Raw genomic sequence first — 25,985 nt, 5'->3', positions numbered from 1 at the left:
CCATGTCGTACCCCTTGTCCCTGCCTTCCGCCGCAGGTTAGCTTCTCCCGCGATGGAAAGCGCTTGCTATGCGTTGCCGCTCCGCGCTCCCGTCGGCTCGCCCACCGTTGTCAGCCGCTTGCCGTGCGCGCCAGGCAGCCGCCGCGCGCCCGCCACGCGGACCGAGTTCTCCAGAAGGGCCGGACCGTGACACGCAAGACCGTACGCATCGCCATGAACGGCGTGACCGGGCGCATGGGGTACCGCCAGCACCTGGTCCGCTCGATCCTCGCGCTACGGGAGCAAGGGGGCCTGGACCTCGGCGACGGCACCGTGCTCTGGCCCGAACCGGTCCTCGTGGGCCGCTCCGCGCACAAGCTGCGGCCGCTGGCCGAACGCCACGGCCTGGAGCACTGGAGCACCGACCTGGACACGGTGCTCGCGGACGACAGCGTCGACATCTACTTCGACGCCCAAATCACCGCCGCCCGCGAGGAGGCCGTACAGAAAGCGATTGCTGCCGGGAAACACGTGTACTGCGAAAAGCCCACCGCCACCGGCCTCGACGGAGCGCTGGAACTGGCCCGGCTGGCCGACGCGGCCGGTGTCAAACACGGCGTCGTACAGGACAAGCTCTTCCTGCCCGGCCTGCTCAAACTGCGCCGCCTCGTCGAGGGCGGCTTCTTCGGCCGCGTCCTGTCCGTACGCGGGGAGTTCGGTTACTGGGTCTTCGAAGGCGACTGGCAGCAGGCACAGCGCCCGTCGTGGAATTACCGCGCGGAGGACGGCGGCGGCATCGCGGCCGACATGTTCCCGCACTGGGAGTACGTCCTGCACGAACTCTTCGGACCTGTGCGCACCGTCCAGGCGCGGGTCACCACGCACATCCCACGCCGCTGGGACGAGACCGGCAAGCCCTACGAGGCCACCGCCGACGACGCCGCATACGGGATCTTCGAGCTGGACGGCGGCATCGTCGCGCAGATCAATTCCTCGTGGGCGGTGCGGGTCCACCGCGACGAGCTGGTCGAGTTCCAGGTGGACGGCACGGAAGGCTCCGCCGTCGCGGGGCTGCGCGGGTGCCGTGTCCAACACCGGTCCGCGACGCCCAAACCGGTCTGGAACCCGGATGTCCCGGCCGCCGAGTCGTTCCGCGACCAGTGGCAGGAGGTCCCGGACAACGCCGGCTTCGACAACGGCTTCAAGGCACAGTGGGAGCTGTTCCTGCGGCACGTCGCGCGGGACGAACCCTGGCGCTGGGACCTGACGGCCGGCGCGCGCGGCGTCCAGCTCGCCGAACTCGGAGCGCGGTCGTCGGCGGAGGGGCGCCGTCTGGACGTACCGGAGCTGCGGCGATGAACGAGCGAGGGAAGGCCCCCGATGCCCCACTGGTCTCCCGTACGGTCTTCGCCGCGGCCCACGTGGTCGCCGACCCGTTCGCCGACACCACTCCCGACGGGCCCGCCGCCATCGACTGGGACACCACCCTCGCCTTCCGCCGCCACCTGTGGTCCCACGGCCTGGGCGTCGCCGAGGCGATGGACACCGCGCAGCGCGGCATGGGACTGGACTGGCCCGCGGCCGCCGAGCTGATCCGCCGTTCCGCCGCCGAGGCAGCGGCGGCCGGCGGGCGCATCGCCTGCGGCGTCGGCACGGACCAACTGCACGCGTCCGCCGCGGATCCGGCCGCCATCCGGGGCGCCTACGAGGAACAGCTGGGGCTCGTCGAAAGCGCCGGCGGCCAGGCCATCGTCATGGCCTCCCGGCAGCTCGCGAAGGCAGCCAAGGGCCCGGACGACTACCTGGAGATCTACGGGCACCTGCTGCGCCAGGCCGCCGAACCGGTGGTCCTGCACTGGCTGGGCCCGATGTTCGACTCTGCTCTGGAGGGTTACTGGGGCAGCGCGGACCTGGACGCCGCCACCGATACGTTCCTTCGGATCATCGCCGAGCACCCCGGCAAGGTGGACGGCGTGAAGGTGTCCCTGCTCGACGCCGGTCGCGAGATCCGGCTGCGCCGCCGCCTTCCGGACGGCGTGCGCTGCTATACGGGCGACGACTTCCACTACCCCGAGCTGATCGCCGGGGACGAACACGGCTTCAGCCACGCGCTGCTGGGCGTCTTCGACCCGCTGGCCCCGCTGGCGGCCGACGCCGTACGCCTTCTGGACAGCGGGGACACGGCGGGATTCCGCAAGCTCCTGGACCCGACCGTCGCGCTGTCCCGGCACCTCTTCCAGACGCCGACGCGGTACTACAAGACCGGAGTGGTCCTGCTCGCCTGGCTGGCAGGGCACCAGCCGCACTTCACGATGGTGGGCGGCCTCCAGTCGGCGCGCTCGCTGCCCCACCTGAAGCGGGCGTACGAGCTGGCCGAGGGCCTCGGCCTCTTCCCTGACCCCGACCTGGCGGCTGCCCGTATGCGCCGGCTGACCTCGGTGTACGGAGGTACCGAATGAATAGCGTCCGGCAAGACGGGCCGGAGCGGCGGGACGGCCTGCTCACCAGGCTCAGCCTCAACCAGGAGACCGTCAAGCAGTGGTCCCTGCCCGAACTGGCCGACGGCTGCGCACGCGCAGGCGTACGCGGCGTCGGCCTGTGGCGCGCTCCGGTGCAGGAGTACGGGGTGGCCGCGGCGGCCCGGCTCGTACGGGACGCCGGGCTGGCCGTCACCAGCCTGTGCCGCGGTGGGTTTTTCACCGCCCGCGACCCCAAGGAGCGCGCGGAGGCGATGGCCGACAACCGGGCCGCCATCGCGGAGGCGGCCGCCCTCGGTACCGACACCCTTGTCCTGGTCTCCGGCGGGCTGCCGCCCGGCAGCCGTGACCTGCACGCGGCACGGGAACGGGTCGCCGAAGCGCTGGGGGAGCTGGTGCCGTACGCGGCCGAGGCGGGCGTGCGGCTCGCGATCGAGCCGCTGCATCCCATGTACGCCGCCGACCGCTGTGTGGTCTCCACCCTTGCCCAGGCCCTGCACCTCGCCGAGCGGTTCCCGGCGGAGCGGGTGGGCGTGGTCGTGGACACGTACCACCTGTGGTGGGACGACACGATCGGTGCGCAGATCGACCGCGCGGGGGCCGGGGGGCGTATCGCGGCCTTCCAACTCGCGGACTGGGTCACGCCGTTGCCGGCGGGCGTGCTGCTGGGGCGCGGCCAGCTCGGTGACGGTTCGATCGATCTTCGGTGGTTCCGCGAGCGGGTGGACGCCGCCGGCTACGAGGGACCCGTCGAGGTCGAGATCTTCAACCCGGTGCTCTGGGAGCGGCCGGGGGCGCAGGTGCTGGCCGAGGTGGTCGAGCGGTTCACCACCCACCTCGTGCACACCACGTAACGATGGAATAACCCACCGGATCCGTGCAACCGTTCCCCGGCCGGGCGGGTCGTACTTGTCATCAGGCTCCCGAGGGGAGAGGGAACCGGGGGGATCCGAGGGGGGATCAGGGGGCCGACCGGAGGGGGAGTCGAGGGGCCCGGTCGTCGGACCGGGCCCCTCGAAGCGCCCGCGAAGTACCCGCCGGGGCTACCCGCCGAAGAAGGCGCGGCGCCCGCCCGCGACCGTGCGGCAGAGCCTGCGAACCGGGTTATCCACAGGCCGAACGCGATGTCGGACCCGGGCTGTACGGTCGGTTCATGTTCATTCCAGCCGTGGTCGAAGGGGTCCTGGAGCGGATCACCTACGCCAATGAGGAGACCGGTTACACGGTCGCGCGTGTGGATACGGGCGGCGCCGGCGAGCTCCTCACTGTCGTCGGGTCGCTGCTGGGCGCGCAACCGGGAGAGTCGCTGCGCTTGGAAGGCCGTTGGGGCTCCCATCCGCAGTACGGACGGCAGTTCACCGTCGAGAACTACACCACCGTCCTGCCCGCCACGATCCAGGGCATACGCCGCTACCTCGGTTCCGGGCTCATCAAGGGCATCGGCCCGGTCATGGCCGACCGCATCACCGAGCACTTCGGCCTGGAGACCCTCGACATCATCGAGCAGCAACCGAAGCGCCTCGTCGAGGTGCCCGGCCTCGGCCCGAAGCGTACGAAGCTGATCGGCGACGCCTGGGAAGAGCAGAAGGCCATCAAGGAGGTCATGATCTTCCTCCAGGGGGTGGGCGTCTCCACCTCCATCGCGGTGCGCATCTACAAGAAGTACGGCGACTCCTCGATCTCCGTCGTCAAGAACCAGCCCTACCGGCTCGCCGCCGACGTCTGGGGCATCGGCTTCCTGACCGCCGACCGCATCGCCCAGGCCGTCGGCATCCCGCACGACAGCCCGGACCGGGTCAAGGCGGGCCTGCAGTACGCCCTTTCGCAATCCACGGACCAGGGGCACTGCTACCTCCCCGAGGAGCAGCTGATCTCCGCGTCGGTCAAGCTGCTCCAGGTCGACACGGGTCTGGTCATCGACTGCCTGGCCGAGCTGGCGGAGGATCCGGAGGGCGTGGTCCGCGAGACCGTGCCGTCCTCGGACGGCGGCGATCCCGTCACCGCCGTCTACCTGGTTCCCTTCCACCGGGCCGAGATCTCCCTCGCCTCGCAGCTGCTGCGCCTGCTGCGTACGCACGAGGACCGGATGCCGTGGTCCCGGGACGTGGCGTGGGACAAGGCGCTGGCCTGGCTCGCGGAGCGGACGGGGGCCGAGCTCGCGCCCGAGCAGGAGGCCGCCGTGCGGCTCGCCCTCACCGAGAAGGTCGCCGTGCTCACCGGCGGGCCGGGCTGCGGCAAGTCCTTCACGGTCCGCTCGGTCGTGGAGCTGGCCCGCGCCAAGAAGGCCAAGGTGGTGCTCGCGGCCCCCACGGGCCGGGCCGCCAAGAGGCTCTCGGAGCTGACCGGCGTCGAGGCGTCCACGGTGCACCGCCTGCTGGAGCTCAAACCGGGCGGGGACGCCGCGTACGACAAGGACCGCCCGCTCGACGCCGACCTGGTGGTGGTCGACGAGGCGTCCATGCTCGACCTGCTCCTCGCCAACAAGCTGGTCAAGGCGGTGCCGCCCGGCGCCCACCTCCTGCTGGTGGGCGACGTCGACCAGCTTCCCTCCGTGGGGGCCGGCGAGGTGCTGCGCGACCTGCTCGCGGAGAACTGCCCGGTCCCGGCGGTCCGGCTGACCCGGATCTTCCGCCAGGCCCAGCACTCCGGCGTGGTCACCAACGCCCACCGCATCAACGAGGGCCTGCCGCCGGTCACGACCGGGATGACCGACTTCTACCTGTTCGCCGAGGAGGACTCCGAGGAGGCCGGCCGGCTCACGGTCGACGTGGTCGCCCGCCGTATCCCGGCGAAGTTCGGGCTCGACCCACGGCGGGACGTCCAGGTGCTCGCGCCCATGCACCGCGGCCCGGCCGGCGCCGGCGCGCTGAACGGACTCCTCCAGCAGGCACTGACCCCGGCCCGCCCCGACCTGCCGGAGCGGCGCTCCGGAGGCCGGTCCTTCCGGGTGGGCGACAAGGTGACACAGATCCGGAACAACTACGAGAAGGGCCGCAACGGTGTCTTCAACGGCACCGTCGGCGTCGTCACCAAGATCAACAAGGACGAGCAGTGGCTGACGGTGCTCACGGACGAGGACGAGGAGGTCTCCTACGATTTCGACGAGCTGGACGAGCTGGCGCATGCTTACGCGGTGACCATCCACCGGTCACAGGGCAGCGAGTATCCAGCAGTGGTGATTCCGGTCACCACCGGCGCTTGGATGATGTTGCAGAGAAACCTGCTCTATACGGCCGTTACGCGGGCAAAACGACTGGTGGTGCTGGTCGGCTCCCGCAAGGCTTTGGCGCAGGCTGTACGCACCGTATCCGCCGGGCGGAGGTGGACCGCACTGCGCCACCGACTCGCTGGCGCGATGCGCGGTCACCTCTTCCCCAATCGGGGCGAAGGGGAGCAGGATGGGCAGCTGAAGCGGCACTGAGTGCCGCCCGGAGGCCCTATGGCCGACCCCGAGTGCACACGCAAGGTCCAAATGGGGGAAGGTATAGGCAGTCAGGGCACCTCGAAGAAGAGGCACAACGTCGGTGAGGGATGACGTGAGCGACAACTCTGTAGTACTGCGTTACGGGGACGGCGAATACAGCTACCCGGTCGTCGACAGCACCGTCGGCGACAAGGGCTTCGACATCTCGAAGCTGCGCGCCCAGACCGGTCTGGTGACCCTGGATTCCGGTTACGGCAACACTGCCGCGTACAAATCCGCGATCACCTATCTGGACGGTGAGAACGGCGTTCTTCGGTACCGCGGCTACCCGATCGAGCAGCTTGCAGAGCGCAGCACGTTCGTCGAGACCGCGTACCTGCTGATCAACGGTGAGCTGCCCACCGTCGACCAGCTGGCGAACTTCAAGCAGGACATCACCTACCACACCCTGCTGCACGAGGACGTCAAGCGGTTCTTCGACGGCTTCCCGCGGGACGCCCACCCGATGGCGATGCTGTCCTCGGTGGTCAGCGCGCTGTCGACGTTCTACCAGGACAGCCACAACCCGTTCGACGAGCGGCAGCGCCACATCTCGACGATCCGGCTGCTGGCCAAGCTGCCGACGATCGCGGCGTACGCGTACAAGAAGTCGGTCGGCCACCCGGTGGTCTACCCGCGTAACGACCTCGGCTACGTCGAGAACTTCCTGCGCATGACCTTCTCGGTGCCGGCCGCCGAGTACGACCTCGACCCGGTCGTGGTCAGCGCCCTGGACAAGCTGCTGATCCTGCACGCGGACCACGAGCAGAACTGCTCGACCTCCACCGTGCGCCTGGTCGGCTCCTCGCAGGCGAACCTGTTCGCCTCGATCTCGGCCGGCATCAACGCGCTGTGGGGCCCGCTGCACGGCGGCGCCAACCAGTCGGTGCTGGAGATGCTGGAAGGCATCCAGCGCGACGGCGGCGACGTCGACTCCTTCATCCGCAAGGTGAAGAACAAGGAAGACGGCGTGAAGCTCATGGGCTTCGGGCACCGCGTCTACAAGAACTTCGACCCCCGGGCGAAGATCATCAAGGCGGCGGCGCACGACGTCCTCTCGGCGCTCGGCAAGTCCGACGAGCTGCTGGACATCGCGCTCAAGCTGGAGGAGCACGCGCTCTCCGACGACTACTTCGTCTCGCGCAAGCTCTACCCGAACGTGGACTTCTACACCGGTCTGATCTACCGGGCCATGGGCTTCCCGACCGAGATGTTCACCGTGCTCTTCGCGCTCGGTCGGCTGCCCGGCTGGATCGCCCAGTGGCACGAGATGATCAAGGAGCCGGGTTCCCGCATCGGCCGCCCGCGCCAGATCTACACCGGCGTCGTCGAGCGCGACTTCGTCCCGGTCGAGGAGCGCTGACGCGCCACCCCCGGCGGTACGGGACAGCTGCCGGCCGGCCGGTCGCCCGCGTGGCGGCCCGGGCCGGCCCGTCCAGCAGAAAGCGCCCCGCCTCCAGATCCCCCCACGGGTCCGGAGCGCGGGGCGCTTCCCTGTTCCCCGGGTCGGATTCCCCCCACGGGATCCGTCCGGGCGCTTTGGTGGTGCCGCGATCTGCCGGGACGCGCACGTACGGGAGGGCCGCTCAAAGCTCCCCGGGCACGTCGCCCCGGCCACGCGTTGCCGGGCAAGGTCCCCCAAGACCAGCCTGGCCGTTGCGGTGCAGGACCCGCCGAGGTGCCTGCACCGTACGGTTAGACTCGCGACCCCCCACAATGGTTACGTTCCATCGACTGTGATCTGCGTCTCTTGCCATAACTGGGCGAAAGCGGTCAAGGGCCTCGACCTGGAGATCGAGGCCCTTCCGTATGGGTGTTGTGTCAGTTGTAGGAGAATTGTGAAGGGCGCAAAGAATCCGCGCCGCGTACATCCGTCACCGGAAGCGCCGCAACCGAAGGCTGTTGCTGACCACGAAAACCGAGGAGAAGGCCATCGCCGCCCCCGCGATCATCGGATTGAGCAACCCGGCCGCCGCCAGCGGCACTGCCGCGACGTTGTAGCCGAAAGCCCAGAAGAGATTGCCCCTGATCGTGGCGAGCGTCTTGCGGGCGAGCCGGATGGCGTCGGCCGCGACCCGCAGGTCGCCGCGTACCAGGGTGAGGTCCCCCGCCTCGATGGCGGCGTCCGTGCCGGTGCCCATGGCCAGCCCCAGGTCGGCGGTGGCCAGGGCGGCCGCGTCGTTGACGCCGTCGCCGACCATCGCGACGCTCCGGCCCTCGCCGCGCAGCCGCTCGACGACCGCGACCTTGTCCTCGGGCAGTACCTCCGCGATCACCTCGTCGATGCCGACCTGTGCCGCCACCGCCTCGGCCACCGCCCTGTTGTCCCCGGTCAGCAGCACCGGGGTAAGCCTCAGTGCGCGCAGCCGGCGGACCGCTTCGGCGCTGGTCTCCTTGACGGTGTCGGCGACCGACAGGAGGCCGCGTGGCCGCCCGTCCCAGGCGACGAGCACGGCGGTCCGCCCGGCGGCCTCGGCGGCGTCCCTGGCGGCGGCCAGGGCGTCCGGAAGACCGTGGGCCGCGGAGTCCGAAGGGGTGCCGGCTCCGGAGTCCGTACGGACATCGTCCGCGCCGCCTGAGGCGACGCCACCGGCTTCCGGGAACGACACCCCCTGGGTGCCCTCACGCAGCAGCCGCTCGCGCCCGACCAGGACGTGGCGGCCGTCCACCACGCCCCGTACGCCCAGGCCCGCCACGTTCTCGAAGTGTTCCGGCTCCGGGAGTGCGCCCAAGCGCTCGCGCGCCCCTTCCGCGATGGCTCGCGCGATCGGGTGCTCGGAGGAGTGCTCCAGGGCGCCCGCCAGCCGCAACACTTCCTCCTCCGTGACCCCCGGCGCCGGCACGGCCTCGTACAGGCTCATCCGGCCCGAAGTCACCGTGCCGGTCTTGTCCAGCACGACGGTGTCGATTCGGCGGGTGGACTCCAGGACCTCGGGCCCCTTGATGAGGATGCCGAGCTGGGCGCCGCGGCCCGTGCCGACCATCAGGGCGGTCGGCGTCGCCAGCCCGAGGGCGCACGGACAGGCGATGATCAGTACGGCGACGGCGGCCGTGAAGGACGCGGTCGTGTCGCCCGTGGCCAGCAGCCACCCGGCCAGCGTGCCGAGCGCGATCAGCAGGACGACGGGGACGAAGACGGCGGAGACGCGGTCGGCGAGCCGCTGCACCTCGGCCTTGCCGCTCTGCGCGTCCTCGACCAGCCGGGCCATGCGGGCCAGCTGGGTGTCCCCGCCGACGCGGGTGGCCTCGACCAGGATCCGGCCGCTGGTGTTCACCGTCGCGCCCGTCACCGGGTCGCCGGGCGCCACGTCGACCGGTACCGATTCGCCGGTGAGCATCGACGCGTCCACCGCGGAGGTGCCCTCGGCGACCGTGCCGTCGGTGGCGATCTTCTCCCCGGGACGTACGACGAACCGGTCGCCGACGGCCAGCTGACCCACCGGGACGCGCACCTCGCGCCCGTCTCGCAGCACCGTCACGTCCTTGGCGCCCAGCTCCATCAGCGCGCGCAGCGCGGCGCCCGCCTTCCGCTTGGAACGCGCCTCCAGATATCGGCCGAGCAGCAGGAAGGCCGTCACTCCGGCCGCGGCCTCCAGGTAGATGGCCGAGGAGCCTTCCGTGCGGGCCACGGTGAAGTCGAAACCGTGCCGCATGCCGGGCATGCCCGCGTCGCCGAAGAAGAGTGCCCACAGGGACCATCCGAAGGCTGCGAGCGTTCCGATGGAGACCAGGGTGTCCATCGTGGCCGCGCCGTGCCGCAGGTTCGTCCAGGCGGCCCGGTGGAAGGGGTACGCGCCCCAGACCACGACGGGCGCGGCCAGGGTCAGGGACAGCCACTGCCAGTTGTCGAATTGGAGGGTGGGGACCATCGACAGCAGGACGACAGGAAGGGCCAGGATGGCGGATACGGTCAGCCGTCGGCGCAGTTCGCCCAGTTCACGGTCGTGGGAGCCGGGGCCGTCCTGCGTACTTTCCGGCAGGCCGGGGCCGGTCTCCTGGGAGGCGCCGGCCGGGTCCGCTTTCGGGGGCTCGGGCGGCGCGGGCCGCTGCGCGGTGTACCCCGTCTTCTCGACCGTGGCGATCAGGTCGTCGACCGACACCTCGTCGCCGTACTCGATCCGCGCCTTCTCGGTGGCGAAGTTGACGGTGGCGCTGACGCCCGGCATCCGGTTGAGCTTCTTCTCCACGCGCGCCGCGCACGAGGCGCAGGTCATGCCGCCGATGGCGAGCTCGACCCGCGCCTGCGTGGTCGTACCGGACATCGGACTCAGGCCGCCAGACCTTCGAGTTCGTACCCCGCCTCGTCGACCGCCGCGCGCACGGCCGTCTCGTCCAGCGGCGCCTTGGAGGAGACGGTCACCAGGCCGGTGGCGGCGGACGCCTGCACCGAGTTCACGCCCGGGATCTCGGAGATCTCGGCGGACACGGCGCCTTCGCAGTGGCCGCAGGTCATGCCGCTGACCTTGTACGTGGTGGTGACGCCGCCCACCTGGACGTCGGCGGAACCCGAGTGGCAGGTGCCCTCGGGGGAGCAGCAGGAGCCGTTGGTCTGTTCGGCAGTCATGGTCTCTCCTTGGTGCGTGTGTTCGCCGTGCTCGGTGTGTGTCGTCCTGCACGCGTGGTCGGAGGGAAGCCCGGTTGCCCCAGGGCCCCAGCGCTTCCCGATGACCCGACTCTATACCCCTAGGGGGTATGGATGCCAGGTCTGTGCCCTTGTCGCGTTGCCGAGTGCCCCGCCGCGCGTCAGCCTTGGGGTATCGGCCTTGAGGGCGGAGGCGAGGAGGCGGGGGCCATGGACGCGCTCTCCCTGTACTGGTTGCTGGCGCTCACCACGATGCCCCCTCTGGTACCCAATTCCGCTTTCCTGGTGACCGCCGGGGTGCTCGCGTCCCGGGGAACGTTGGATCTCCCCGCCGTCCTGCTCGTCGTCGCGGGCGGCGCGACCCTCGGTGACCTGATGATGCACCTGGTTGCGCGGCGCTTCGGCGGTCCCGTACGGTCCTGGATGCTTCGCCGGACGCGGCGGCGGGCGTTGCTGGAATGGGCCTCCTCGCACATGGAGCGGCACGGCGTGCCGTTCGTGGTGGCGGTCCGTTTTCTGCCTGGCGGGCGGATCGTGGGGGCACTGTCCTCGGGGGTGGTGCGGTATCCGGTACGCCGTTACCTGGCGGGCACCGGAACGGCCGAGTCGGTCTGGGCCGCGTACTCGGTGGGGCTCGGATATCTCGGCAGCGCCGCGACGGGCAACACGTGGTACGCCATCGGCATCGGCGTGGGCGTCTCGGTCCTGATGGCCGCCGCGGGCGCATCGGTGCAGTGGGTGGCGCGCCGGTGTGCCGTGCGCCGCGCCCTTAAGGACCTCGGCACCGCAGAGCGGGATCCCGGCGTGTCCGGAGGAAGCGCGGCCGGGCGTGATCGCCCGCCGTGCGGGCGGGCTGACGGCCTGTCCGCCGGGTCGCGGGAGCGGTCCGGCGGCGTACCGGAGGACGTGCCCGGCGGGTTGCCGGGGCGGGCGGCCGGCGAAGCGGGAACGCGCTGTACCTTGTGGTAGAAAAGCGGCTTATGTCGCAGTCAGCAACGCTCGTATTGATCATGGCGATCGCCGTGGCCGCCCCGCTCCTCGCTTACGGCATCGGCCGCTGGCTGCCCGTGCCACTGGTCATCTTCGAGATCGTGCTGGGCATCCTGATCGGCCCGGACGTCCTGGGCTGGGCGCACCCCGGCGAGGTCGTCAACGCCCTTTCCCACCTCGGCCTCGCCACGCTGATGTTCCTCGCCGGGTACGAGATCGAGTTCGCGAAGGTGCGCGGCGACACCCTCAAGCGGGCCGGATACGCGTGGCTCGCCGCGCTCGCCGTCGGCCTGGGTGCCGCCTTCGCCTTCGCCGCCGGCGACGCCTCCAAGGCGATCGTCGTCGGCACCGCGCTCACCAGTACGGCGCTCGGTACCGTGCTGCCCGTACTGCGGGACTCCGGCGACCTGGGCACCCGCTTCGGATCGGTGATGATGGCGACCGGCGCGGTCGGCGAGTTCGGGCCGATCATCGCGATGGCGCTGCTGCTCAGCGGCCGCGACCCCGGCGAGTCGACCATCTTGCTCTTCGCCTTCGCGCTGCTGACCGCCGGAGCCGTCTACTGGGCCCTCAAGCCCAGCCCGATGTGGTTCTACCGGATCATCGCCCGCACCCTGCACAGCAGCGGCCAGTTCGCCATCCGCCTGTTCGTGCTGCTGCTGGCCGTGATGCTCGGCATCTCGCAGGTGTTCGGACTGGACATCCTGCTGGGCGCGTTCGCTGCCGGGGTCGTCATGCGGCTGGTGCTGCACGAGGCCGCGCCGGACAGCAGCCAGGAAATCCTCGGACGGCTGGAGGCGATGGGGTTCGGCTTCCTGGTGCCGCTGTTCTTCATCGTCACCGGTGTCGGGTTCGACCTGTCGTCCCTCTTCGAGAACGGCCGCTCGCTCCTGCTGCTCCCGCTCTTCCTCGTCCTCCTGTTGGTCGTACGCGGCCTGCCGCTCGTCCTGCTCGCGCCCCGCGACCTCGGCCGCAAGGACCGGGCCGCCCTGATGCTGTACGGGTCGACGGCGCTGCCCCTGGTCGTCGCGATCACGACGATCGGTCAGGACAGTGGCGTGCTCGACGCGGGCGAGGCGGCGGCCATGGTGGGCGCCGCGATGATCTCCGTACTGGTCTTCCCGCTGGTGGCCATGCGGTTGCGGGCCGGGGCGGAAGGGCTGGCGCCGGTCCCGGAGGGGCCGCGGAAGGGGGCTTCCGAGTCCTGGTAAGCGGTTGGGGCCGGATCAGGGATCGACGCCGGCCGGTGTCGAAGGCGCCTCGGCTTCGGCCGCACCGGAGGCCTCGGCGGCGCGTACGTCCGCGATCTCGACCGGTTCGCCCGTGCGGCGGGAGCGGTCGCACGCCTCGGCGATATACAGCGCCTCCAGCGCCTCGGCGGGTGAACACGGGTTTTCCGCGCGGCCGGCGGCGACCTCCACGAAGGCGGCGAGCTCGGTGACGTACGCGTCGTGGAAGCGCTCCATGAAAGTGGTGTACGGAGCGGACTGCTGCCACGAGACGTGCGGTTCGGCGCTCGGCAGCGGGACGCGGTCGTCGAGGCCGACGATGCGCGTGCCCTTGGAGCCGCACACCTCCAGGCGGACGTCGTGGCCCGCGCCGTTGTAGCGGGTCGCGGTGGCGGTGGCCAGCGTGTCGTCGTCGAAGCGCAGCAGCGCGGCGCAGGTGTCCACGTCGTCGCCCTCGGCGAAGAAGGACTCGCCGCGGTTGGCGCCCTGGGCGTACACGGAGACCACCTCACGGCCGGTCAGCCAGCGCAGGATGTCGAAATCGTGGATGCTGCAGTCGCGGAACAGCCCTCCGGAAGTGGGCACGTAGACCGCGGGCGGCGGCGACTGGTCGCTGGTGCAGGCCCGGAGGGTGTGGATCCAGCCGAGGTCGCCGGCCCGCAGGGCTTCCCTGGCGGCCCGGTAGCCGCGGTCGAAGCGCCGCTGGAAGCCGATCTGTACGGGGACCGAACCGGCCCCGGCGCGCTCCACGACGCCGACCGTGCCCGGTACGTCCAGCGCCACCGGCTTCTCGCAGAAGACCGGTACCTCCGCGTCCAGCGCCTGGTGGATCAGTTCGGCGTGCGCGCTGGTGGCGGCGGTGACGACGACGCCGTCCAGGCCGTCCTCGTACAACTGCGGGAGTGTCTCGGCGGCGTCGACGCCGAGGGTGTCCGCGAGCACCCGGGCGCGGGCCGCGTCGGCATCGGCGACGACGATGCGTTCCACACCGGGGACGGACTTCAGAGTCTCGGCGTGGAACGCGCCGATGCGTCCGGTGCCGATCAGGCCGATCTTCATGTGCCAACTCCTCTGTGAGGGATGCGCCGCGCGGCATCCGGGCGGGCCGGCGCTCCGCCGCAGCGTGCATGTCCTTACATTAGGATGTCAACCCTTGGTCCGTGCGGTCGGACGCGGACCCCTCAGTGCCGGACGATGGCCGCGCCCTCCCTGGCGGCGCGGAGATCGCGGTCCACCGCGCGCAGCAGGGTGAGGAGCATGCCGTTCAGGGGTGTGGGGATGCCCCGGCGTTCGCCGGCGCGCACCACTGCGCCGGTGATGTGTTCGTGTTCCAAAGGGCGGCCGGCCAGGCGGTCGTAGAGCATCGACGAGCCGCCGTCGGGCGGGACCAGCGCGTACATCTCCAGTACGCGGTCGATGTCGGCATCGCCGATGTCCGCGCCCTCGGCCCGGGCCACGGTGGCGGCCTCGGCCAGGATGTCGCGGGTGAGCGCGGCCATGCCGGGGTCGGAGAAGATGCCCATGCGCTGCTGGAGGAGGGCGGTGAGCGGGTTGGCCGCGAGATTGGTGAAGAGCTTCTGCCAGAGGGCCGTCGTGAAGTCCGTTACCGGCACGACCTTCAGGCCCGCCGTGAGGAGCGCGGTGAGTCGGGCGGCGAGCGGGCCGTCCGGTACGTGGATCTCGTTGCCGGCGTAGTGCTTGACGCGGCCGGGGGCGGTGCGTTCCACCGAGACGTAGAAGACCGCCGGCTGGATTTCCGTACCGTCGGGGACGTGCGGCGCCACGCGCTCGGTGTGGTCGATGCCGTTCTGGAGCACGGTGACCACCGTTTCGCCGTGGCACAGGCGGCGCAGCCAGCCGGCCGTGCCGGCGGTGTCCTGGGCCTTGGTCGTCAGGAAGACCCAGTCGGCGGGGACGGCCGCTGCCGGATCGACGGCGAAACGTACACCGGCGTCGGTGACTTCGCCGCCCGATTCGAGGGTGAGCCGGTCCAGCGGCGTCCGGACGCACAGCGTGACGTCGTGCCCGGCGCGGTGGGCGAGCGCCGCCACGAGACCGCCGATCGCGCCACCGCCGATCACGGCGATGCGGCGGGGCGTGGGAGGTTCGGGTATCGGTGGCATGTACCGAGCGTAAGTCCTGGTCCCTTCCCGGGAGGCCCCGCGCACCGTGGCGCGGGGCCGTGCTGACGGCGGGTGCTGAGGGGAGGTCAGGTCTTGTCGCGACGGCCGCCGTGTCCGGGGCGCTGGGCCACCCAGGCCCGTACGGTGTCGGCGAACCAGTACGGTCTTCCGCCCTCCACCAGATCAGGTGGCGGCAGTAGCCCGTGCTTGCGGTAGGAGCGCACGGTGTCCGGCTGGACCCGGATGTGTGCGGCGATTTCCTTGTACGACCAGAGCCTGCGGTCGGTCATGTGTCGTGCACCTCCCTCAGCCGCTCGCAGTGGCGGCTCGGGGGAGCCGGCGGGGGAGCTGCGGCGGTCTGGTGATCACTCAGCCTGCGCCCGGTGAACGACGCGGACCGCGCAAGGGGGAGGGGCTGTCGAACGGCTGTGACGGAAGACCTGCGTAACGGTGACAGCCGTAACGGATGGGGCACGCTGTCACGGTATGAAGAAATGGGCGGCGGGAGCGGGCGGTTCGCGTGCTCGGCCTTACGTCTCCGTCCGGCGTTCCGGGGTGTTCCCGTTCGCCGCGCCCGCCGCCGCACCCTCCTTGCGAAGTTCGTGCTCCAGGTCCTCCAGCGCCATGCCCTTGGTCTCCGGCGCGTACCGCTTGCAGAAGAGCAGGGACACCACGCACATCAGGCCGAAGATCCAGAACGTGACGCTCGCGCCCGCCGCGTCCAGGAGCACCGGGAAGACCAGCGCCACCGCGAAGTTGACCAGCCACATCACGAACACCGCGGCGCCCATGGCCAGGCCGCGCACCTTCAGCGGGAACATCTCGGCGAGCAGCAGCCAGACGCCGGTGTTCAAGGTGCCCTGCATGAAGCCCATGTAGAGGACCATCAGGCCGAGGACGAGGATGCTGACGCCGGTGGACTTCGGGAGGTGGAAGGAGGCGCCCAGAAGAGCCAGCGACACGGTCATCCCGGAAAGCCCGGTGAGCAGCATCGGCCGGCGTCCGACCTTGTCGATCAGCGACATCCCGACCGCGGTGGCGAGGACGGAGACGGCGCCCACCGCGATGGTGGCGGTGATCGCGGCGTCGGTGCCCAGCCCGGTGCCGGCCAGGATCTTGGGCGCGAAGTAGATGACCGCGTTGACACCGGTGATCTGCTGGACCGCCGCCAGCCCGATGCCGACGAGCAGGATGCGCCGCACCCACGGCGTGCGCAGGTCCCGCCAGGCGCCGCGCCGCGCGTCGGCCTCCAGGGCCCGCGCCCGGTTGATACGGGCCAGCTCCCCGTCGACCTCCCCGGCGGGCAGCGTGCGCCGCAGGACCCGCGCGGCCTGCTCCGTACGCCCCTTGCCGACGTACCAGCGAGGAGTGTCGGGAAGGAAGAACAGCCCGATGAACAGGGCGACGGCGGGCAGCGCCGCCAGGCCCAGCATCCAGCGCCACGCCTCCCACCGGGCGAGAACGGCGTTGACGAGATACGCCAGCAGCTGGCCGCTGACGATCATCAGGGAGTTGAAGGAGACCAGCCGGCCGCGGATGTGCGGCGGTGCGATCTCCGACAGGTACAGCGGGGTGATCACGGAGGCGCTGCCCACCGCGAGGCCGAGGGCGAAGCGCGCCACGACCATGAAGGGGACGGTGGGCGCGAGCGCCACGGCGACGGCGCCGCCGATGAACACGGCGCCCGCCCACAGCAGCGAGTCGCGCCGCCCCAGCAGGTCGGACATCCGTCCGCCGGCCAGTGACCCGAAGGCCGCGCCGATGAGCAGCGCGCTGGTGATGACGCCCTCGCCCAGCGAGCTGAGGCCGAAGTGGGCCTCCATGAAGGGGAGCGCGCCGGAGACGACTCCGGTGTCGTAGCCGAACAGGGCGCCGCCGAGCGCGGCGACTGCGGCGATGGCGACGATGAAGCGCCTGGCGGTGCGGGCCGCGGGGGAGACGGCGGATGCCGAGGGGGACGCGGATTCCGCCGGAGAGGCACCCGCGGCGTCGGTCCCGCCTGCGGCCCCCGCCGGCCTGGTCGGTGCGGCCATCGTCATCGGCTCCGGTTCGCCGTGAGGTACGCGTCGATGCGGGGGTGCAGGAGGATCGGGTTGACGCCGTCGCGCGGTGACAGCTCGATCCATTCGTAGCCCGGCTCGGCCACCAGGGCGGGCAGTTCGGGCAGTGGTACGTGGCGGAACAGGTACGGGTCCAGAGCGATCTTCACAAGGGGGAGGCCTTTCGGGTGGTGACGCGGGCCGCGTCTCCGGCCGGAGGGCAGGCCGGAACGCACGCCGTGCCGTGCGGCGGCGCGACGGCCGTAACAGGGGGTGTGACACGGGCGCGGCGGGAGCCGGCCGCGGCTCAGCGGTAGAGCGCGGGGCGCTCGGCCAGTTCGACGGCGACGCGCTCGCCGGCGGCGGCCTGGGCGCGTACGCCCGCCTCGCACACCGCGGCCGCCGCGTAGCCGTCCCAGCAGCTCGGTCCCTCGACCTCGCCGCGCCGGGTGGCGTCCACCCAGCGCTGCACCTGCCGGTCGTACGCCTCCTCGAAGCGTTCCACGAAGCCCGGTGTGATCGAGCCGCCCCATGTGCCGGCGGTGTTGACGAATACGCCGCGGTCGTCGCCGATCCGTGCGGTGCCGCCCTCGCAGACCGCCTCGCACGTGACCTGGTAGCCGAAGCCGCAGTTGACGAAGAGCTCGGTGTCCACGACCTGCCCGGCCGCGGTCTCGAAGAGGATCAGCTGCGGGTCGCTCAGGCCCCCGGGCGCGTTGCCGGTGGCGGCCGGGCGCAGCACGCGTACGGCGGTGATCTCCTCGTCCAGCAGCCAGCGCGTCACGTCGATCTCGTGGACGACCGAGTCGTGGATCATCATGGCGTTGGTGAAGCCGGGGGGCGTGTCGGCGTTGCGGTGCTTGTTGTGCAGCATCAGGGTGCGGCCGTAGGCGCCCTGGTCCAGCAACGCCTTGAGCTTGAGGTAGTCGGTGTCGTACCGGCGCATGAAGCCGACCTGTACCCGCCGGCGGCCCAGTTCCTGCTCGGCCTTCAGGACGCGCAGCGCGGAGGCCGGGTCGGGGGTGAGCGGTTTCTCGCACAGCACCGGCAGGTCGTGCGAGAACGCGGTGAGCAGCGCGTCCTCGTGGGCGGCGCCCGGCGACGCGATCAGTACGGCGTCGACGCCCGGGTCCGCCATGGCGGCCGCGGGGTCGGTGTAGGGCGTACACCCCGTGACGCCGTCGGCGGCGCGCTTGGCCCGGTCCGCGTCGATGTCGACGACGGCCGCCACCCGCGCGCCGCTGATGACGTCGTTGATGCGGCGTACGTGGTCGGCGCCCATGCGGCCGGTGCCGATGACCGCCACGCCCAGCGTTCCGTGCTGCTGGCTCATCTGGTGGGAACTCCTCGCTCCGTACGGAAGGGACTCAGGCGCCGCAGGAGCGCAGGAAACGGCGGGTGCGCCGGGCGATGGGCAGGGGCTGGTCGGAGGGGCAGGGGTACATGTCCTGCTCGACGATGGCGAAGAGGTCGACGTCCAGTTCCTGGGCGGCCTCCAGGACGGGCGGCAGCGCGGGGACGCCGAGCGGCGGTTCGCACATGACGCCCTGCCGGACCGCGGGCCCGAAGGGCGTGCCCTTCTCGACGACGTCCGCGAGGATGTCCGGGGCGACCTGCTTGAGGTGGAGGTAGCCGATCCGCTCGCCGTAGGTCTTGATGAGTTTGACGCTGTCGCCGCCGCAGTACGCGTAGTGCCCGGTGTCCAGGCAGAGGCTGACCAGCGAGGAGTCGGTTCCGTCGAGGAAGCGCTCGACGTGTTCCTCGGTGTCGATGTGGGTGTCGGCGTGCGGGTGCACGACGATGTCGAGGCCGAACTCCTCCCGTACCCGCCTGCCCAGCCGTTCCATGCCGCTGTTCAGGTGGTGCCACTGCTCGGCGGTCAGCTCGCGCGGCTCCAGTTCCTCGGCGGTCTTGTCGTCGCGCCAGAAGGAGGGGATGACCACCAGGTGCCCCGCGTCCATCGCGCGGGCGAGGGTGGCGACCTCGCTGACGTGCGCCCAGGTCTTGTCCCATACGTCCGGGCCGTGGTGCAGGGAGGTGAAGACGGTGCCGGCCGAGACCTTCAGGTCGCGTGCGGCGAGCTCCGCGCGGAGGACGGCGGGGTCGGTGGGAAGGTAGCCGTAGGGGCCGAGTTCGATCCACTCGTACTGTGCCTCGGCGACCTCGTCGAGGAAGCGCCGCCAGGGAACCTGCTGTTCGTCGTCGGGGAACCAGACTCCCCAGGAGTCGGGGGCCGATCCGACGCGCAGGCGGTCCAGGACGCGCGGGACGGCATGGGGAACGGACATGCTGCGGCTCTCCTCTCGCCGGTCGGCGGTGACCGGGAAGGCGCGGGGCTGGGTTGTGGGGCCGGTTTGTGGGGCACAGCCTCCATCCCGCTCCGGGGAGTGTCAAGACTTCGTCCTGACATAAGGACTTAAGGACTTTGTAACTCGTGAGTACGGTGCGCCGCCCGCCCCTGGCGCCGCAAGGCGGCGATCTCTCCGCGGGAACTCCGACGTCAGAATGTAAGGACAAAGTATTGACACCGTCTCGGGCTCCCCGTTAGACCTGTGGTCAGCGACGAACCGAAGGGGCGCACATGAGCGAGCCGCGGCAGACCGGAGAGACCGGCGGGACCGGTCCGTTCGACCTGATCACCATGGGGCGCATCGGGGTGGACATCTACCCCCTGCAGACGGGCGTCCCGTTGTCCCGGGTCGAGACGTTCGGGAAGTTCCTCGGCGGCTCGGCCACCAACGTCGCGGTCGCCGCCGCCCGACTGGGCCGGCGCACCGCGGTCGTCAGCCGCACCGGCCGCGACCCCTTCGGCGACTACGTCCACCAGGCGCTGCGCGACTTCGGCGTGGACGACCGCTGGGTGACCCCCGTCGAGGCGTACCCGACGCCCGTCACCTTCTGCGAGATCTTCCCGCCGGACGACTTCCCGCTCTACTTCTACCGCCGCCCCAAGGCCCCCGACCTGGTCATCCACCCCGAAGAACTGGACGTGGACGCGATTCGCGCCGCCCGCGTCTTCTGGATCACCGGCACCGGCCTGTGCGAGGAACCCAGCCGCGCCGCCACCCTTGCCGCGGTCGAAGCCCGCGCCAAGGCGGGCCCCACCGTCTTCGATTTGGACTGGCGGCCCATGTTCTGGGGCGGCCGGGGCGGCGCCTCCGGAGACGGCGGCGCCACCGGGGCGGCGGCGATGGCCACGGCCCGTCCGTACTACGAGGCGGCGCTCGCCCACGCGACCGTCGCGGTCGGCAACGTGGACGAGGCCGAGGTCGCGACCGGTGCCCGCGACCCGGAGCGGTGCGCGCGGGCGCTGCTGGACATGGGCGTCGAACTCGCCGTGATCAAGCAGGGCCCCAAGGGCGTACTGGCCGCGCACCGCGACGGCCGCACCGCCGAGGTGCCGCCCACCCCCGTCGAAGTCGTCAACGGCCTGGGCGCCGGCGACTCCTTCGGCGGCGCGCTCTGCCACGGACTGCTGTCGGGCTGGGAACTGGAGCCGATGATGCGCTACGCCAACGCCGCGGGCGCGATCGTGGCGTCCCGGCTGGCCTGTTCGTCCGCCATGCCGACGTGCGACGAGGTCGAGGAGTTCCTCGGCGCGCGCTGAGCCCGCGACCGGCGCGCCCTGTCCCCGCAGGGCGCGGCGCCCACCCCCGTACGCCCCCGCCCCCAGAAGGTGAGACCGCCTTGACCACTCGGATCTCCGACCTCGTGACGTTGCGGGCCCGGCACCCGCAAGCCGTCGCGGAGGCCGCGGCGCGCCGCACCCGCCGTCCCCTGATGGGCGACAGCGGCCGGCTGATGATCGTCGCGGCCGACCACCCGGCGCGCGGCGCGCTCGCCGTCGGCGACCGCAAACTGGCCATGGCCAACCGCCTCGACCTGCTGGAACGCCTGTGCCTCGCGCTGTCCCGGCCCGGCGTGGACGGCGTGCTCGCCACTGCCGACATCCTGGAGGACCTGCTGCTGCTCGGCGCCCTCGAAGGCAAGGTCGCCATGGGCTCCATGAACCGCGGCGGTATCGCCGGCGCCTCCTTCGAGATGGACGACCGGTTCACCGGCCACCGCCCCCAGGACATCGCCCGGCTGCGCTTCGACGCCGGCAAGCTGCTGCTCCGCATCGACTACGAGGACCCCGGCTCGCTGGCCACGCTGGAGTCCACGGCCCGCGCCATCGACGCCATGGCCGAACGGGAACTGCCCACCTTCGTCGAGCCGTTCCTCTCCCGCCGGGTGGACGGCAAGGTCGGCAACGACCTGAGCGCGGAAGCCGTCACGAAGTCCGTCGCCATCGCCTCGGGGCTGGGCGGCACCTCCGCGTACACCTGGCTGAAGCTGCCGGTCACCGACGACCCGGACGACATGGCGCAGGTCTGCGAGACCTCGACGCTGCCGACCGTACTGCTCGGCGGCGACATCAAGGACACCGCCGAGGACCAGGAAGCGGCGTACGAGAAGTGGCGCAAGGCGCTGCGGCTGCCGACCGTGCAGGGGCTGGTGGCGGGCCGGTCGCTGCTCTACCCGGCCGACGGGGACGTGACCGCGGCCGTGGACACCGCCGTGTCACTGCTCCACCGGTAACTGTCAGTGGCGAGGAGGAGACTTGCAGCCATGAGCACCGAGTTTCACATCAGGGCCCGGGAAGCGGCCGACGGACCGTACGAGCTGGACATCGACCCGGAGCGGGCGGGCTGGGGCCATTCGTCCCTCCGCGTCCTCGCGCTGCCGCCCGGCGGGAGCCACGCGTTCGCCACCGGCGACAGCGAGTGGATCGTGCTGCCCCTGAACGGCGGCTGCTCGGTCGCGGTCCAGGGAGACGGGACGTACGAACTGGCCGGGCGGAAGGACGTGTTCAGCGGGGTCACGGACTTCGCGTACGTACCGCGCGACGCCGAAGTGCGCATCAGCAGCGCAGCGGGCGGCCGGTTCGCGCTGACCGGCGCCCGCTGCACGCGCCGGCTGCCCGCGCGCTACGGCGCCGCGAGCGGTGTGCCCGTGGAGCTGCGCGGTACGGGCAACTGCTCGCGCCAGGTCAACAACTTCGGCGCGGCCGGCGTCTTCGAGTGCGACAAGCTCATCGCCGTCGAGGTGCTCACCCCCGGCGGCAACTGGTCCTCGTACCCGCCGCACAAGCACGACGAGTGCCGGCCGGGCGAGGAGAGCGAGCTGGAGGAGATCTACTACTTCGAGATCGCCCCGGCCCACGGCTCCGAAGGGCTCGGCTACCAGCGCGTCAGCCCCTCCGGCAACGGCCGCGGCACGGACGTGCTCGCCGAAGTGCGCGGCGGCGACGCCGTACTGATCCCCGACGGCTGGCACGGCCCGTCCATCGCCGCCCCCGGCCACGACATGTACTACCTCAACGTGATGGCGGGTCCCGGCGAGGAGCGCGCCTGGCTGATCTGCGACCACCCCGAGCACGGCTGGATCCGCGACACCTGGCCCGACCAGGCCGTGGACCCCCGCCTGCCCCTCTACGACGCCCCCGCGGGAGACACCCGATGACCACTCGACGCCTCACGGTGGCGCAGGCACTGGTCCGGTTCCTGGCCCACCAGTACACGGAGCGGGACGGTTCCGCGGCACCCGGCGCGCCCCCGCGGCAGCGCCTGGTCAACGCCTGCTGGGGCATCTTCGGACACGGCAACGTCGCCGGCATCGGCCAGGCCCTCCTGGAGGCGGGCCCCGACACCATGCCCTACCTCCAGGGCCGCAACGAACAGGCCATGGTGCACGCCGCGGTCGGCTACGCCCGCCAGCGCGACCGCCTGTCCGCGCACGCCGTCACGACGTCCATCGGCCCCGGCGCCACCAACCTCGTCACCGGCGCGGCCCTCGCCACCGTCAACCGCCTCCCGGTCCTGCTGCTGCCCGGCGACATCTTCGCCACCCGCCCCGCCGACCCCGTCCTCCAGCAGCTCGAAGTGCCGTACGCGGGCGACGTGTCCGTCAACGACGCGCTGCGCCCGGTCTCCCGCTACTTCGACCGCGTCACCCGCCCCGAGGCACTGGTCCCGGCCGCCCTCCAGGCGATGCGGGTGCTCGCCGACCCCGTCGAGACCGGTGCCGTCACCCTCGCGCTGCCGCAGGACGTACAGGCCGAGGCGTACGACTGGCCCGAGGAGTTCTTCGCCGACCGCGTCTGGCGGGTGCCGCGCCCCGCGCCCGACGCCACCGCGCTCGCCGAAGCCGTACGGGCGGTACGCGCCGCCGAACGGCCACTGATCATCGCGGGCGGCGGCGTCCACCACAGCGAGGCCGAGGACGCGCTGCGCGCCCTCGCCGACGCCACCGGCATCCCGGTCGCCTCCACCCAGGCGGGCAAGGGCTCCCTGCGCCACGACCACCCGGCCGACGTGGGCGGCATCGGCCACACCGGCACCGCCACGGCCGACGCGCTGGCCCGCCAGGCCGACCTCGTCATCGGCGTCGGCACCCGCTACACGGACTTCACCACCGCCTCCTCCACCCTCTTCGCCGCCCCTGGCGTCCGCTTCGTCAACCTGAACATCGCCTCCTTCGACGCCCACAAGCTCGCCGCGACCTCCCTGGTCGCCGACGCCCGCGCCGGACTGCAAGCGCTTACCGAGGCCCTGTCAGGACATCGCGTCACACGGGCCTACGAGGCGGAGTACGGCGCCGCCAAGACCCGCTGGGAAACCCTCGTCGACGCCGCCTACGCCGCGCCCGACGACTCCGTACGCCCCTCCCAGGCCCAGGTCCTCGGCGCACTGGACGCCACCGTCGGCGACCAGGACGTCGTCATCAACGCGGCCGGTTCGCTCCCCGGCGACCTGCACAAACTGTGGCGCGCCCGCTCCCGCCGCCAGTACCACCTCGAATACGGCTACTCCTGCATGGGCTACGAGATCCCCGCCGCCATCGGGGTGCGGCTGGCCGTCCCCGACCGCCCCGTATGGGCCCTGGTCGGCGACGGCACGTACCTGATGATGCCCACCGAGATCGTCACCGCGGTCCAGGAAGGCATCAACATCAACGTCGTGCTCGTCCAGAACCACGGCTACGCCTCCATCGGCGGCCTCTCCGAGGCGACCGGCGCCGAGCGCTTCGGCACCGCCTACCGCTACCGCGCCGCCGACGGCTCCTACACCGGCGACCCGCTGCCCGTGGACCTCGCCGCGAACGCCGCGTCCCTGGGCATGCACGTCATCCGCGCCTCGACCGTCGGCGGGCTGCGCGCCGCGCTCGCCGCGGCCCGCGCCGACGAGCGCCCCACATGTGTCTATGTCGAGACCGAAACGGCCGACACTGTGCCGGGCGCGCCCGCCGCCCAAGCCTGGTGGGATGTCCCTGTGGCCGAGACCGCGACGCGTCCGGCGGCGGTCGCGGCCCGCGAGGAATACGACCGGCACGCCGCCGACCGCCGCCGCCACCTCTGACACCGCCCGCCGCACCGACCGCCCGCCGCCACCGTCCGACCGCCGTCACGACATCCGCTCGCTGCCGTCACGCAGAAAGGCCTCCGCATGAAGACCGTCAACCACTGGATCGGCGGCAAGCCCGCCGAGGGCGTCTCCGGCACCTTCGGCCCCGTCTACAATCCGGCTACCGGCGCCCAGGAGAAGCAGGTCGCCTTCGCCTCCGTGGACGAGGTGGACGCGGCCGTCGCTGCCGCCAAGGAGGCGTTCCGCACCTGGGGCACCAGCTCGCTGGCGAAGCGTACGGCCGTGCTGTTCGCCTACCGCGAGCTGATCGACGCGCACCGCGACGAGCTGGCCGCGCTGATCACCGCCGAGCACGGCAAGGTGCACAGCGACGCGCTCGGCGAGGTCGCCCGCGGCCTGGAGATCGTCGAGCTGGCCTGCGGCATCCCGCAGCAGCTCAGGGGCGAGCTGTCCACCCAGGTCTCCACCCGCGTGGACGTGGCCGCCATCCGCCAGTCCCTCGGCGTCGTCGCCGGCATCACGCCGTTCAACTTCCCGGCGATGGTGCCGATGTGGATGTTCCCGCTGGCCATCGCCTGCGGCAACACCTTCGTCCTCAAGCCCAGCGAGAAGGTGCCCTCGGCCGCCTACAAGCTGGCCGAGCTGGCCGCCGAGGCGGGCCTGCCGGACGGCGTGCTGAACATCGTCAACGGCGACAAGGTCGCGGTGGACCGCATCCTGGAGCACCCGGACGTCGCCGCCGTCTCCTTCGTCGGCTCCACCCCCATCGCCCGCTACATCCACACCACCGGCACGGCCAACGGCAAGCGCGTGCAGGCCCTCGGTGGCGCCAAGAACCACATGCTGGTCCTGCCGGACGCCGACCTGGACCTGGCCGCGGACTCCGCGATCAACGCCGCGTACGGCTCGGCGGGCGAGCGCTGCATGGCGATCTCCGTCGTGGTGGCCGTCGGCGGCACCGCCGACCCGCTGATCGAGAAGATCAAGGAGCGGGCCGCCGCGCTGATCATCGGCCCCGGCGAGGACCCGGCCTCCGAGATGGGCCCGCTCATCACCAAGGCGCACCGCGACAAGGTCGCCTCGTACGTGACGGGCGCTGCGGCCCAGGGCGCGGACGTCGTGATCGACGGCACGGGCTTCACCGTCGCCGGCCACGAGAACGGCCACTGGATCGGCGTCTCGCTGCTCGACAACGTCACGCCCGAGATGGACGCCTACCGCGACGAGATCTTCGGCCCCGTCCTGTCCGTCGTCCGCGTGGACACCTACGACGAGGCGATCTCGCTCGTGAACTCCTCGCCGTGGGGCAACGGCACCGCCATCTTCACCCGGGACGGCGGCGCGGCCCGCCGCTTCCAGCTGGAGGTCGAGGCCGGCATGGTCGGCGTGAACGTGCCGATCCCGGTGCCGGTCGGCTACCACTCCTTCGGTGGCTGGAAGGACTCCCTCTTCGGCGACCACCACATCTACGGCAACGACGGTGTGCACTTCTACACCCGCGGCAAGGTCGTCACCACCCGCTGGCCGGACCCGTCCGACGGCGGCATCAACCTGGGCTTCCCCAGCAACCACTGACGTGGCCGGGGGGGCGGGGGGGGGGCGCCCCGCCCCCCCGCCCCCCCCCCCCCCCCCCCCGCCACCCCCCCCCCCCCCCCCGGGGCGCCCTGGGGCGCCCGGGCCGCAGCCGGGAGCAAATG

At 71.5% G+C, this 25,985-nt stretch carries 21 protein-coding genes; 12 read left to right on the top strand and 9 right to left on the bottom strand.

What is annotated here, in order from left to right; all coding sequences use genetic code 11:
* Positions 1-186 precede the first annotated feature (186 nt).
* The 5 genes from ACH4K4_RS09700 to ACH4K4_RS09680 all read left to right on the top strand — a co-directional run bounded on the left by ACH4K4_RS09700 (position 187) and on the right by ACH4K4_RS09680 (position 7,282).
* On the top strand, positions 187-1,338 hold the full coding sequence (locus ACH4K4_RS09700) for a Gfo/Idh/MocA family protein (protein ID WP_398166048.1): 1,152 nt from the start codon (positions 187-189) through the stop codon (positions 1,336-1,338).
* On the top strand, positions 1,335-2,438 hold the full coding sequence (locus ACH4K4_RS09695) for a dihydrodipicolinate synthase family protein (RefSeq protein ID WP_398166046.1): 1,104 nt from the start codon (positions 1,335-1,337) through the stop codon (positions 2,436-2,438). The genes ACH4K4_RS09700 and ACH4K4_RS09695 overlap by 4 nt, the downstream gene beginning before the upstream one ends.
* Positions 2,435-3,310, top strand: coding sequence for a sugar phosphate isomerase/epimerase family protein (locus ACH4K4_RS09690; RefSeq protein ID WP_398166044.1), 876 nt, complete (start codon positions 2,435-2,437; stop codon positions 3,308-3,310). The genes ACH4K4_RS09695 and ACH4K4_RS09690 overlap by 4 nt, the downstream gene beginning before the upstream one ends.
* Positions 3,311-3,609: 299 nt before the next feature.
* Positions 3,610-5,877, top strand: a complete 2,268-nt coding sequence (locus ACH4K4_RS09685) for an ATP-dependent RecD-like DNA helicase (RefSeq protein WP_398166043.1) — start codon at positions 3,610-3,612, stop codon at positions 5,875-5,877.
* A gap of 115 nt (positions 5,878-5,992) precedes the next feature.
* The gene (locus tag ACH4K4_RS09680; RefSeq protein WP_398166042.1) at positions 5,993-7,282 is read left to right on the top strand and encodes a citrate synthase; all 1,290 of its coding nucleotides are present in this window, start codon (positions 5,993-5,995) and stop codon (positions 7,280-7,282) included.
* A 511-nt stretch (positions 7,283-7,793) separates the two neighbouring features.
* On the opposite strand, the gene ACH4K4_RS09675 is transcribed toward ACH4K4_RS09680, so the two are convergent.
* Together ACH4K4_RS09675 and ACH4K4_RS09670 are read right to left on the bottom strand one after the other, a co-directional pair.
* Positions 7,794-10,181, bottom strand: a complete 2,388-nt coding sequence (locus ACH4K4_RS09675) for a heavy metal translocating P-type ATPase (protein ID WP_398166041.1) — start codon at positions 10,179-10,181, stop codon at positions 7,794-7,796.
* Between the two features lie 5 nt (positions 10,182-10,186).
* On the bottom strand, positions 10,187-10,483 hold the full coding sequence (locus ACH4K4_RS09670) for a heavy-metal-associated domain-containing protein (protein WP_398166039.1): 297 nt from the start codon (positions 10,481-10,483) through the stop codon (positions 10,187-10,189).
* A gap of 228 nt (positions 10,484-10,711) precedes the next feature.
* Here ACH4K4_RS09670 and ACH4K4_RS09665 point away from each other — a divergent pair, with 228 nt between their 5' ends.
* Both ACH4K4_RS09665 and ACH4K4_RS09660 read left to right on the top strand, forming a co-directional pair.
* Entirely contained in the window at positions 10,712-11,470 is a 759-nt protein-coding gene (locus ACH4K4_RS09665; RefSeq protein ID WP_398166038.1) for a DedA family protein, read from the top strand.
* Between the two features lie 11 nt (positions 11,471-11,481).
* Positions 11,482-12,702, top strand: a complete 1,221-nt coding sequence (locus ACH4K4_RS09660; protein WP_398166036.1) for a cation:proton antiporter — start codon at positions 11,482-11,484, stop codon at positions 12,700-12,702.
* A gap of 15 nt (positions 12,703-12,717) precedes the next feature.
* Here the strand turns inward: ACH4K4_RS09660 and ACH4K4_RS09655 are convergent, their stop codons facing one another.
* The 7 genes from ACH4K4_RS09655 to ACH4K4_RS09625 form a co-directional block, all read right to left on the bottom strand.
* A complete protein-coding gene (locus ACH4K4_RS09655) occupies positions 12,718-13,779 on the bottom strand; it encodes a Gfo/Idh/MocA family oxidoreductase (protein WP_398166034.1) in 1,062 nt (353 codons plus the stop codon).
* Positions 13,780-13,901: 122 nt separating this feature from the next.
* On the bottom strand, positions 13,902-14,843 hold the full coding sequence (locus tag ACH4K4_RS09650; RefSeq protein WP_398166033.1) for a 2-dehydropantoate 2-reductase: 942 nt from the start codon (positions 14,841-14,843) through the stop codon (positions 13,902-13,904).
* Positions 14,844-14,929: 86 nt separating this feature from the next.
* Positions 14,930-15,133: a MerR family transcriptional regulator gene (locus tag ACH4K4_RS09645; RefSeq protein WP_360122798.1), complete on the bottom strand. Its 204-nt coding sequence runs from the start codon at positions 15,131-15,133 to the stop codon at positions 14,930-14,932.
* Positions 15,134-15,373: 240 nt separating this feature from the next.
* Complete coding sequence (locus tag ACH4K4_RS09640; protein ID WP_398166032.1) at positions 15,374-16,882, bottom strand: sugar porter family MFS transporter; 1,509 nt, start codon at positions 16,880-16,882, stop codon at positions 15,374-15,376.
* Positions 16,879-17,052, bottom strand: coding sequence for a hypothetical protein (locus ACH4K4_RS09635; RefSeq protein WP_398166031.1), 174 nt, complete (start codon positions 17,050-17,052; stop codon positions 16,879-16,881). The genes ACH4K4_RS09640 and ACH4K4_RS09635 overlap by 4 nt, the downstream gene beginning before the upstream one ends.
* Positions 17,053-17,189: 137 nt before the next feature.
* Positions 17,190-18,215, bottom strand: coding sequence for a Gfo/Idh/MocA family protein (locus tag ACH4K4_RS09630; protein WP_398166029.1), 1,026 nt, complete (start codon positions 18,213-18,215; stop codon positions 17,190-17,192).
* Positions 18,216-18,249: 34 nt separating this feature from the next.
* Entirely contained in the window at positions 18,250-19,170 is a 921-nt protein-coding gene (locus tag ACH4K4_RS09625) for a sugar phosphate isomerase/epimerase family protein (RefSeq protein ID WP_398166027.1), read from the bottom strand.
* A 293-nt stretch (positions 19,171-19,463) separates the two neighbouring features.
* On the opposite strand from ACH4K4_RS09625, the gene iolC reads away from it, so the two are divergent.
* From iolC to ACH4K4_RS09600, 5 genes are all read left to right on the top strand, one after another.
* Positions 19,464-20,489, top strand: coding sequence for a 5-dehydro-2-deoxygluconokinase (iolC, locus tag ACH4K4_RS09620; protein WP_398166026.1), 1,026 nt, complete (start codon positions 19,464-19,466; stop codon positions 20,487-20,489).
* 80 nt (positions 20,490-20,569) lie between these two features.
* The gene (locus tag ACH4K4_RS09615; protein ID WP_398166024.1) at positions 20,570-21,463 is read left to right on the top strand and encodes a deoxyribose-phosphate aldolase; all 894 of its coding nucleotides are present in this window, start codon (positions 20,570-20,572) and stop codon (positions 21,461-21,463) included.
* A 30-nt stretch (positions 21,464-21,493) separates the two neighbouring features.
* Entirely contained in the window at positions 21,494-22,387 is an 894-nt protein-coding gene (gene iolB / locus ACH4K4_RS09610; protein ID WP_398166022.1) for a 5-deoxy-glucuronate isomerase, read from the top strand.
* Entirely contained in the window at positions 22,384-24,282 is a 1,899-nt protein-coding gene (gene iolD, locus ACH4K4_RS09605; protein WP_398166021.1) for a 3D-(3,5/4)-trihydroxycyclohexane-1,2-dione acylhydrolase (decyclizing), read from the top strand. Before iolB ends, iolD begins: the two co-directional genes overlap by 4 nt.
* Before the next feature lie 87 nt (positions 24,283-24,369).
* Positions 24,370-25,863: a CoA-acylating methylmalonate-semialdehyde dehydrogenase gene (locus tag ACH4K4_RS09600; RefSeq protein ID WP_398166019.1), complete on the top strand. Its 1,494-nt coding sequence runs from the start codon at positions 24,370-24,372 to the stop codon at positions 25,861-25,863.
* The last annotated feature ends 122 nt before the right edge of the window (positions 25,864-25,985 follow it).

The organism is Streptomyces sp. NPDC017529 (genome assembly GCF_044329785.1).
Lineage (GTDB): Bacteria > Actinomycetota > Actinomycetes > Streptomycetales > Streptomycetaceae > Streptomyces.
Note: the sequence above shows the minus strand (reverse complement) of the source record. Positions and strands in the feature narration are given on the sequence as shown.

What these genes read in the sequence shown, in the direction of transcription:
- ACH4K4_RS09685 (WP_398166043.1), top strand. Translation starts at nt 3,610, where the DNA reads ATGTTCATTCCAGCCGTGGTCGAAGGGGTCCTGGAGCGGATCACCTAC.
- ACH4K4_RS09670 (WP_398166039.1), bottom strand. Translation starts at nt 10,483, where the DNA reads ATGACTGCCGAACAGACCAACGGCTCCTGCTGCTCCCCCGAGGGCACC.
- ACH4K4_RS09645 (WP_360122798.1), bottom strand. Translation starts at nt 15,133, where the DNA reads ATGACCGACCGCAGGCTCTGGTCGTACAAGGAAATCGCCGCACACATC.
- ACH4K4_RS09640 (WP_398166032.1), bottom strand. Translation starts at nt 16,882, where the DNA reads ATGACGATGGCCGCACCGACCAGGCCGGCGGGGGCCGCAGGCGGGACC.
- ACH4K4_RS09655 (WP_398166034.1), bottom strand. Translation starts at nt 13,779, where the DNA reads ATGAAGATCGGCCTGATCGGCACCGGACGCATCGGCGCGTTCCACGCC.
- iolC (WP_398166026.1), top strand. Translation starts at nt 19,464, where the DNA reads ATGAGCGAGCCGCGGCAGACCGGAGAGACCGGCGGGACCGGTCCGTTC.
- ACH4K4_RS09665 (WP_398166038.1), top strand. Translation starts at nt 10,712, where the DNA reads ATGGACGCGCTCTCCCTGTACTGGTTGCTGGCGCTCACCACGATGCCC.
- ACH4K4_RS09630 (WP_398166029.1), bottom strand. Translation starts at nt 18,215, where the DNA reads ATGAGCCAGCAGCACGGAACGCTGGGCGTGGCGGTCATCGGCACCGGC.
- ACH4K4_RS09600 (WP_398166019.1), top strand. Translation starts at nt 24,370, where the DNA reads ATGAAGACCGTCAACCACTGGATCGGCGGCAAGCCCGCCGAGGGCGTC.
- ACH4K4_RS09690 (WP_398166044.1), top strand. Translation starts at nt 2,435, where the DNA reads ATGAATAGCGTCCGGCAAGACGGGCCGGAGCGGCGGGACGGCCTGCTC.
- ACH4K4_RS09625 (WP_398166027.1), bottom strand. Translation starts at nt 19,170, where the DNA reads ATGTCCGTTCCCCATGCCGTCCCGCGCGTCCTGGACCGCCTGCGCGTC.
- ACH4K4_RS09660 (WP_398166036.1), top strand. Translation starts at nt 11,482, where the DNA reads ATGTCGCAGTCAGCAACGCTCGTATTGATCATGGCGATCGCCGTGGCC.
- ACH4K4_RS09695 (WP_398166046.1), top strand. Translation starts at nt 1,335, where the DNA reads ATGAACGAGCGAGGGAAGGCCCCCGATGCCCCACTGGTCTCCCGTACG.
- iolD (WP_398166021.1), top strand. Translation starts at nt 22,384, where the DNA reads ATGACCACTCGACGCCTCACGGTGGCGCAGGCACTGGTCCGGTTCCTG.
- iolB (WP_398166022.1), top strand. Translation starts at nt 21,494, where the DNA reads ATGAGCACCGAGTTTCACATCAGGGCCCGGGAAGCGGCCGACGGACCG.
- ACH4K4_RS09675 (WP_398166041.1), bottom strand. Translation starts at nt 10,181, where the DNA reads ATGTCCGGTACGACCACGCAGGCGCGGGTCGAGCTCGCCATCGGCGGC.
- ACH4K4_RS09650 (WP_398166033.1), bottom strand. Translation starts at nt 14,843, where the DNA reads ATGCCACCGATACCCGAACCTCCCACGCCCCGCCGCATCGCCGTGATC.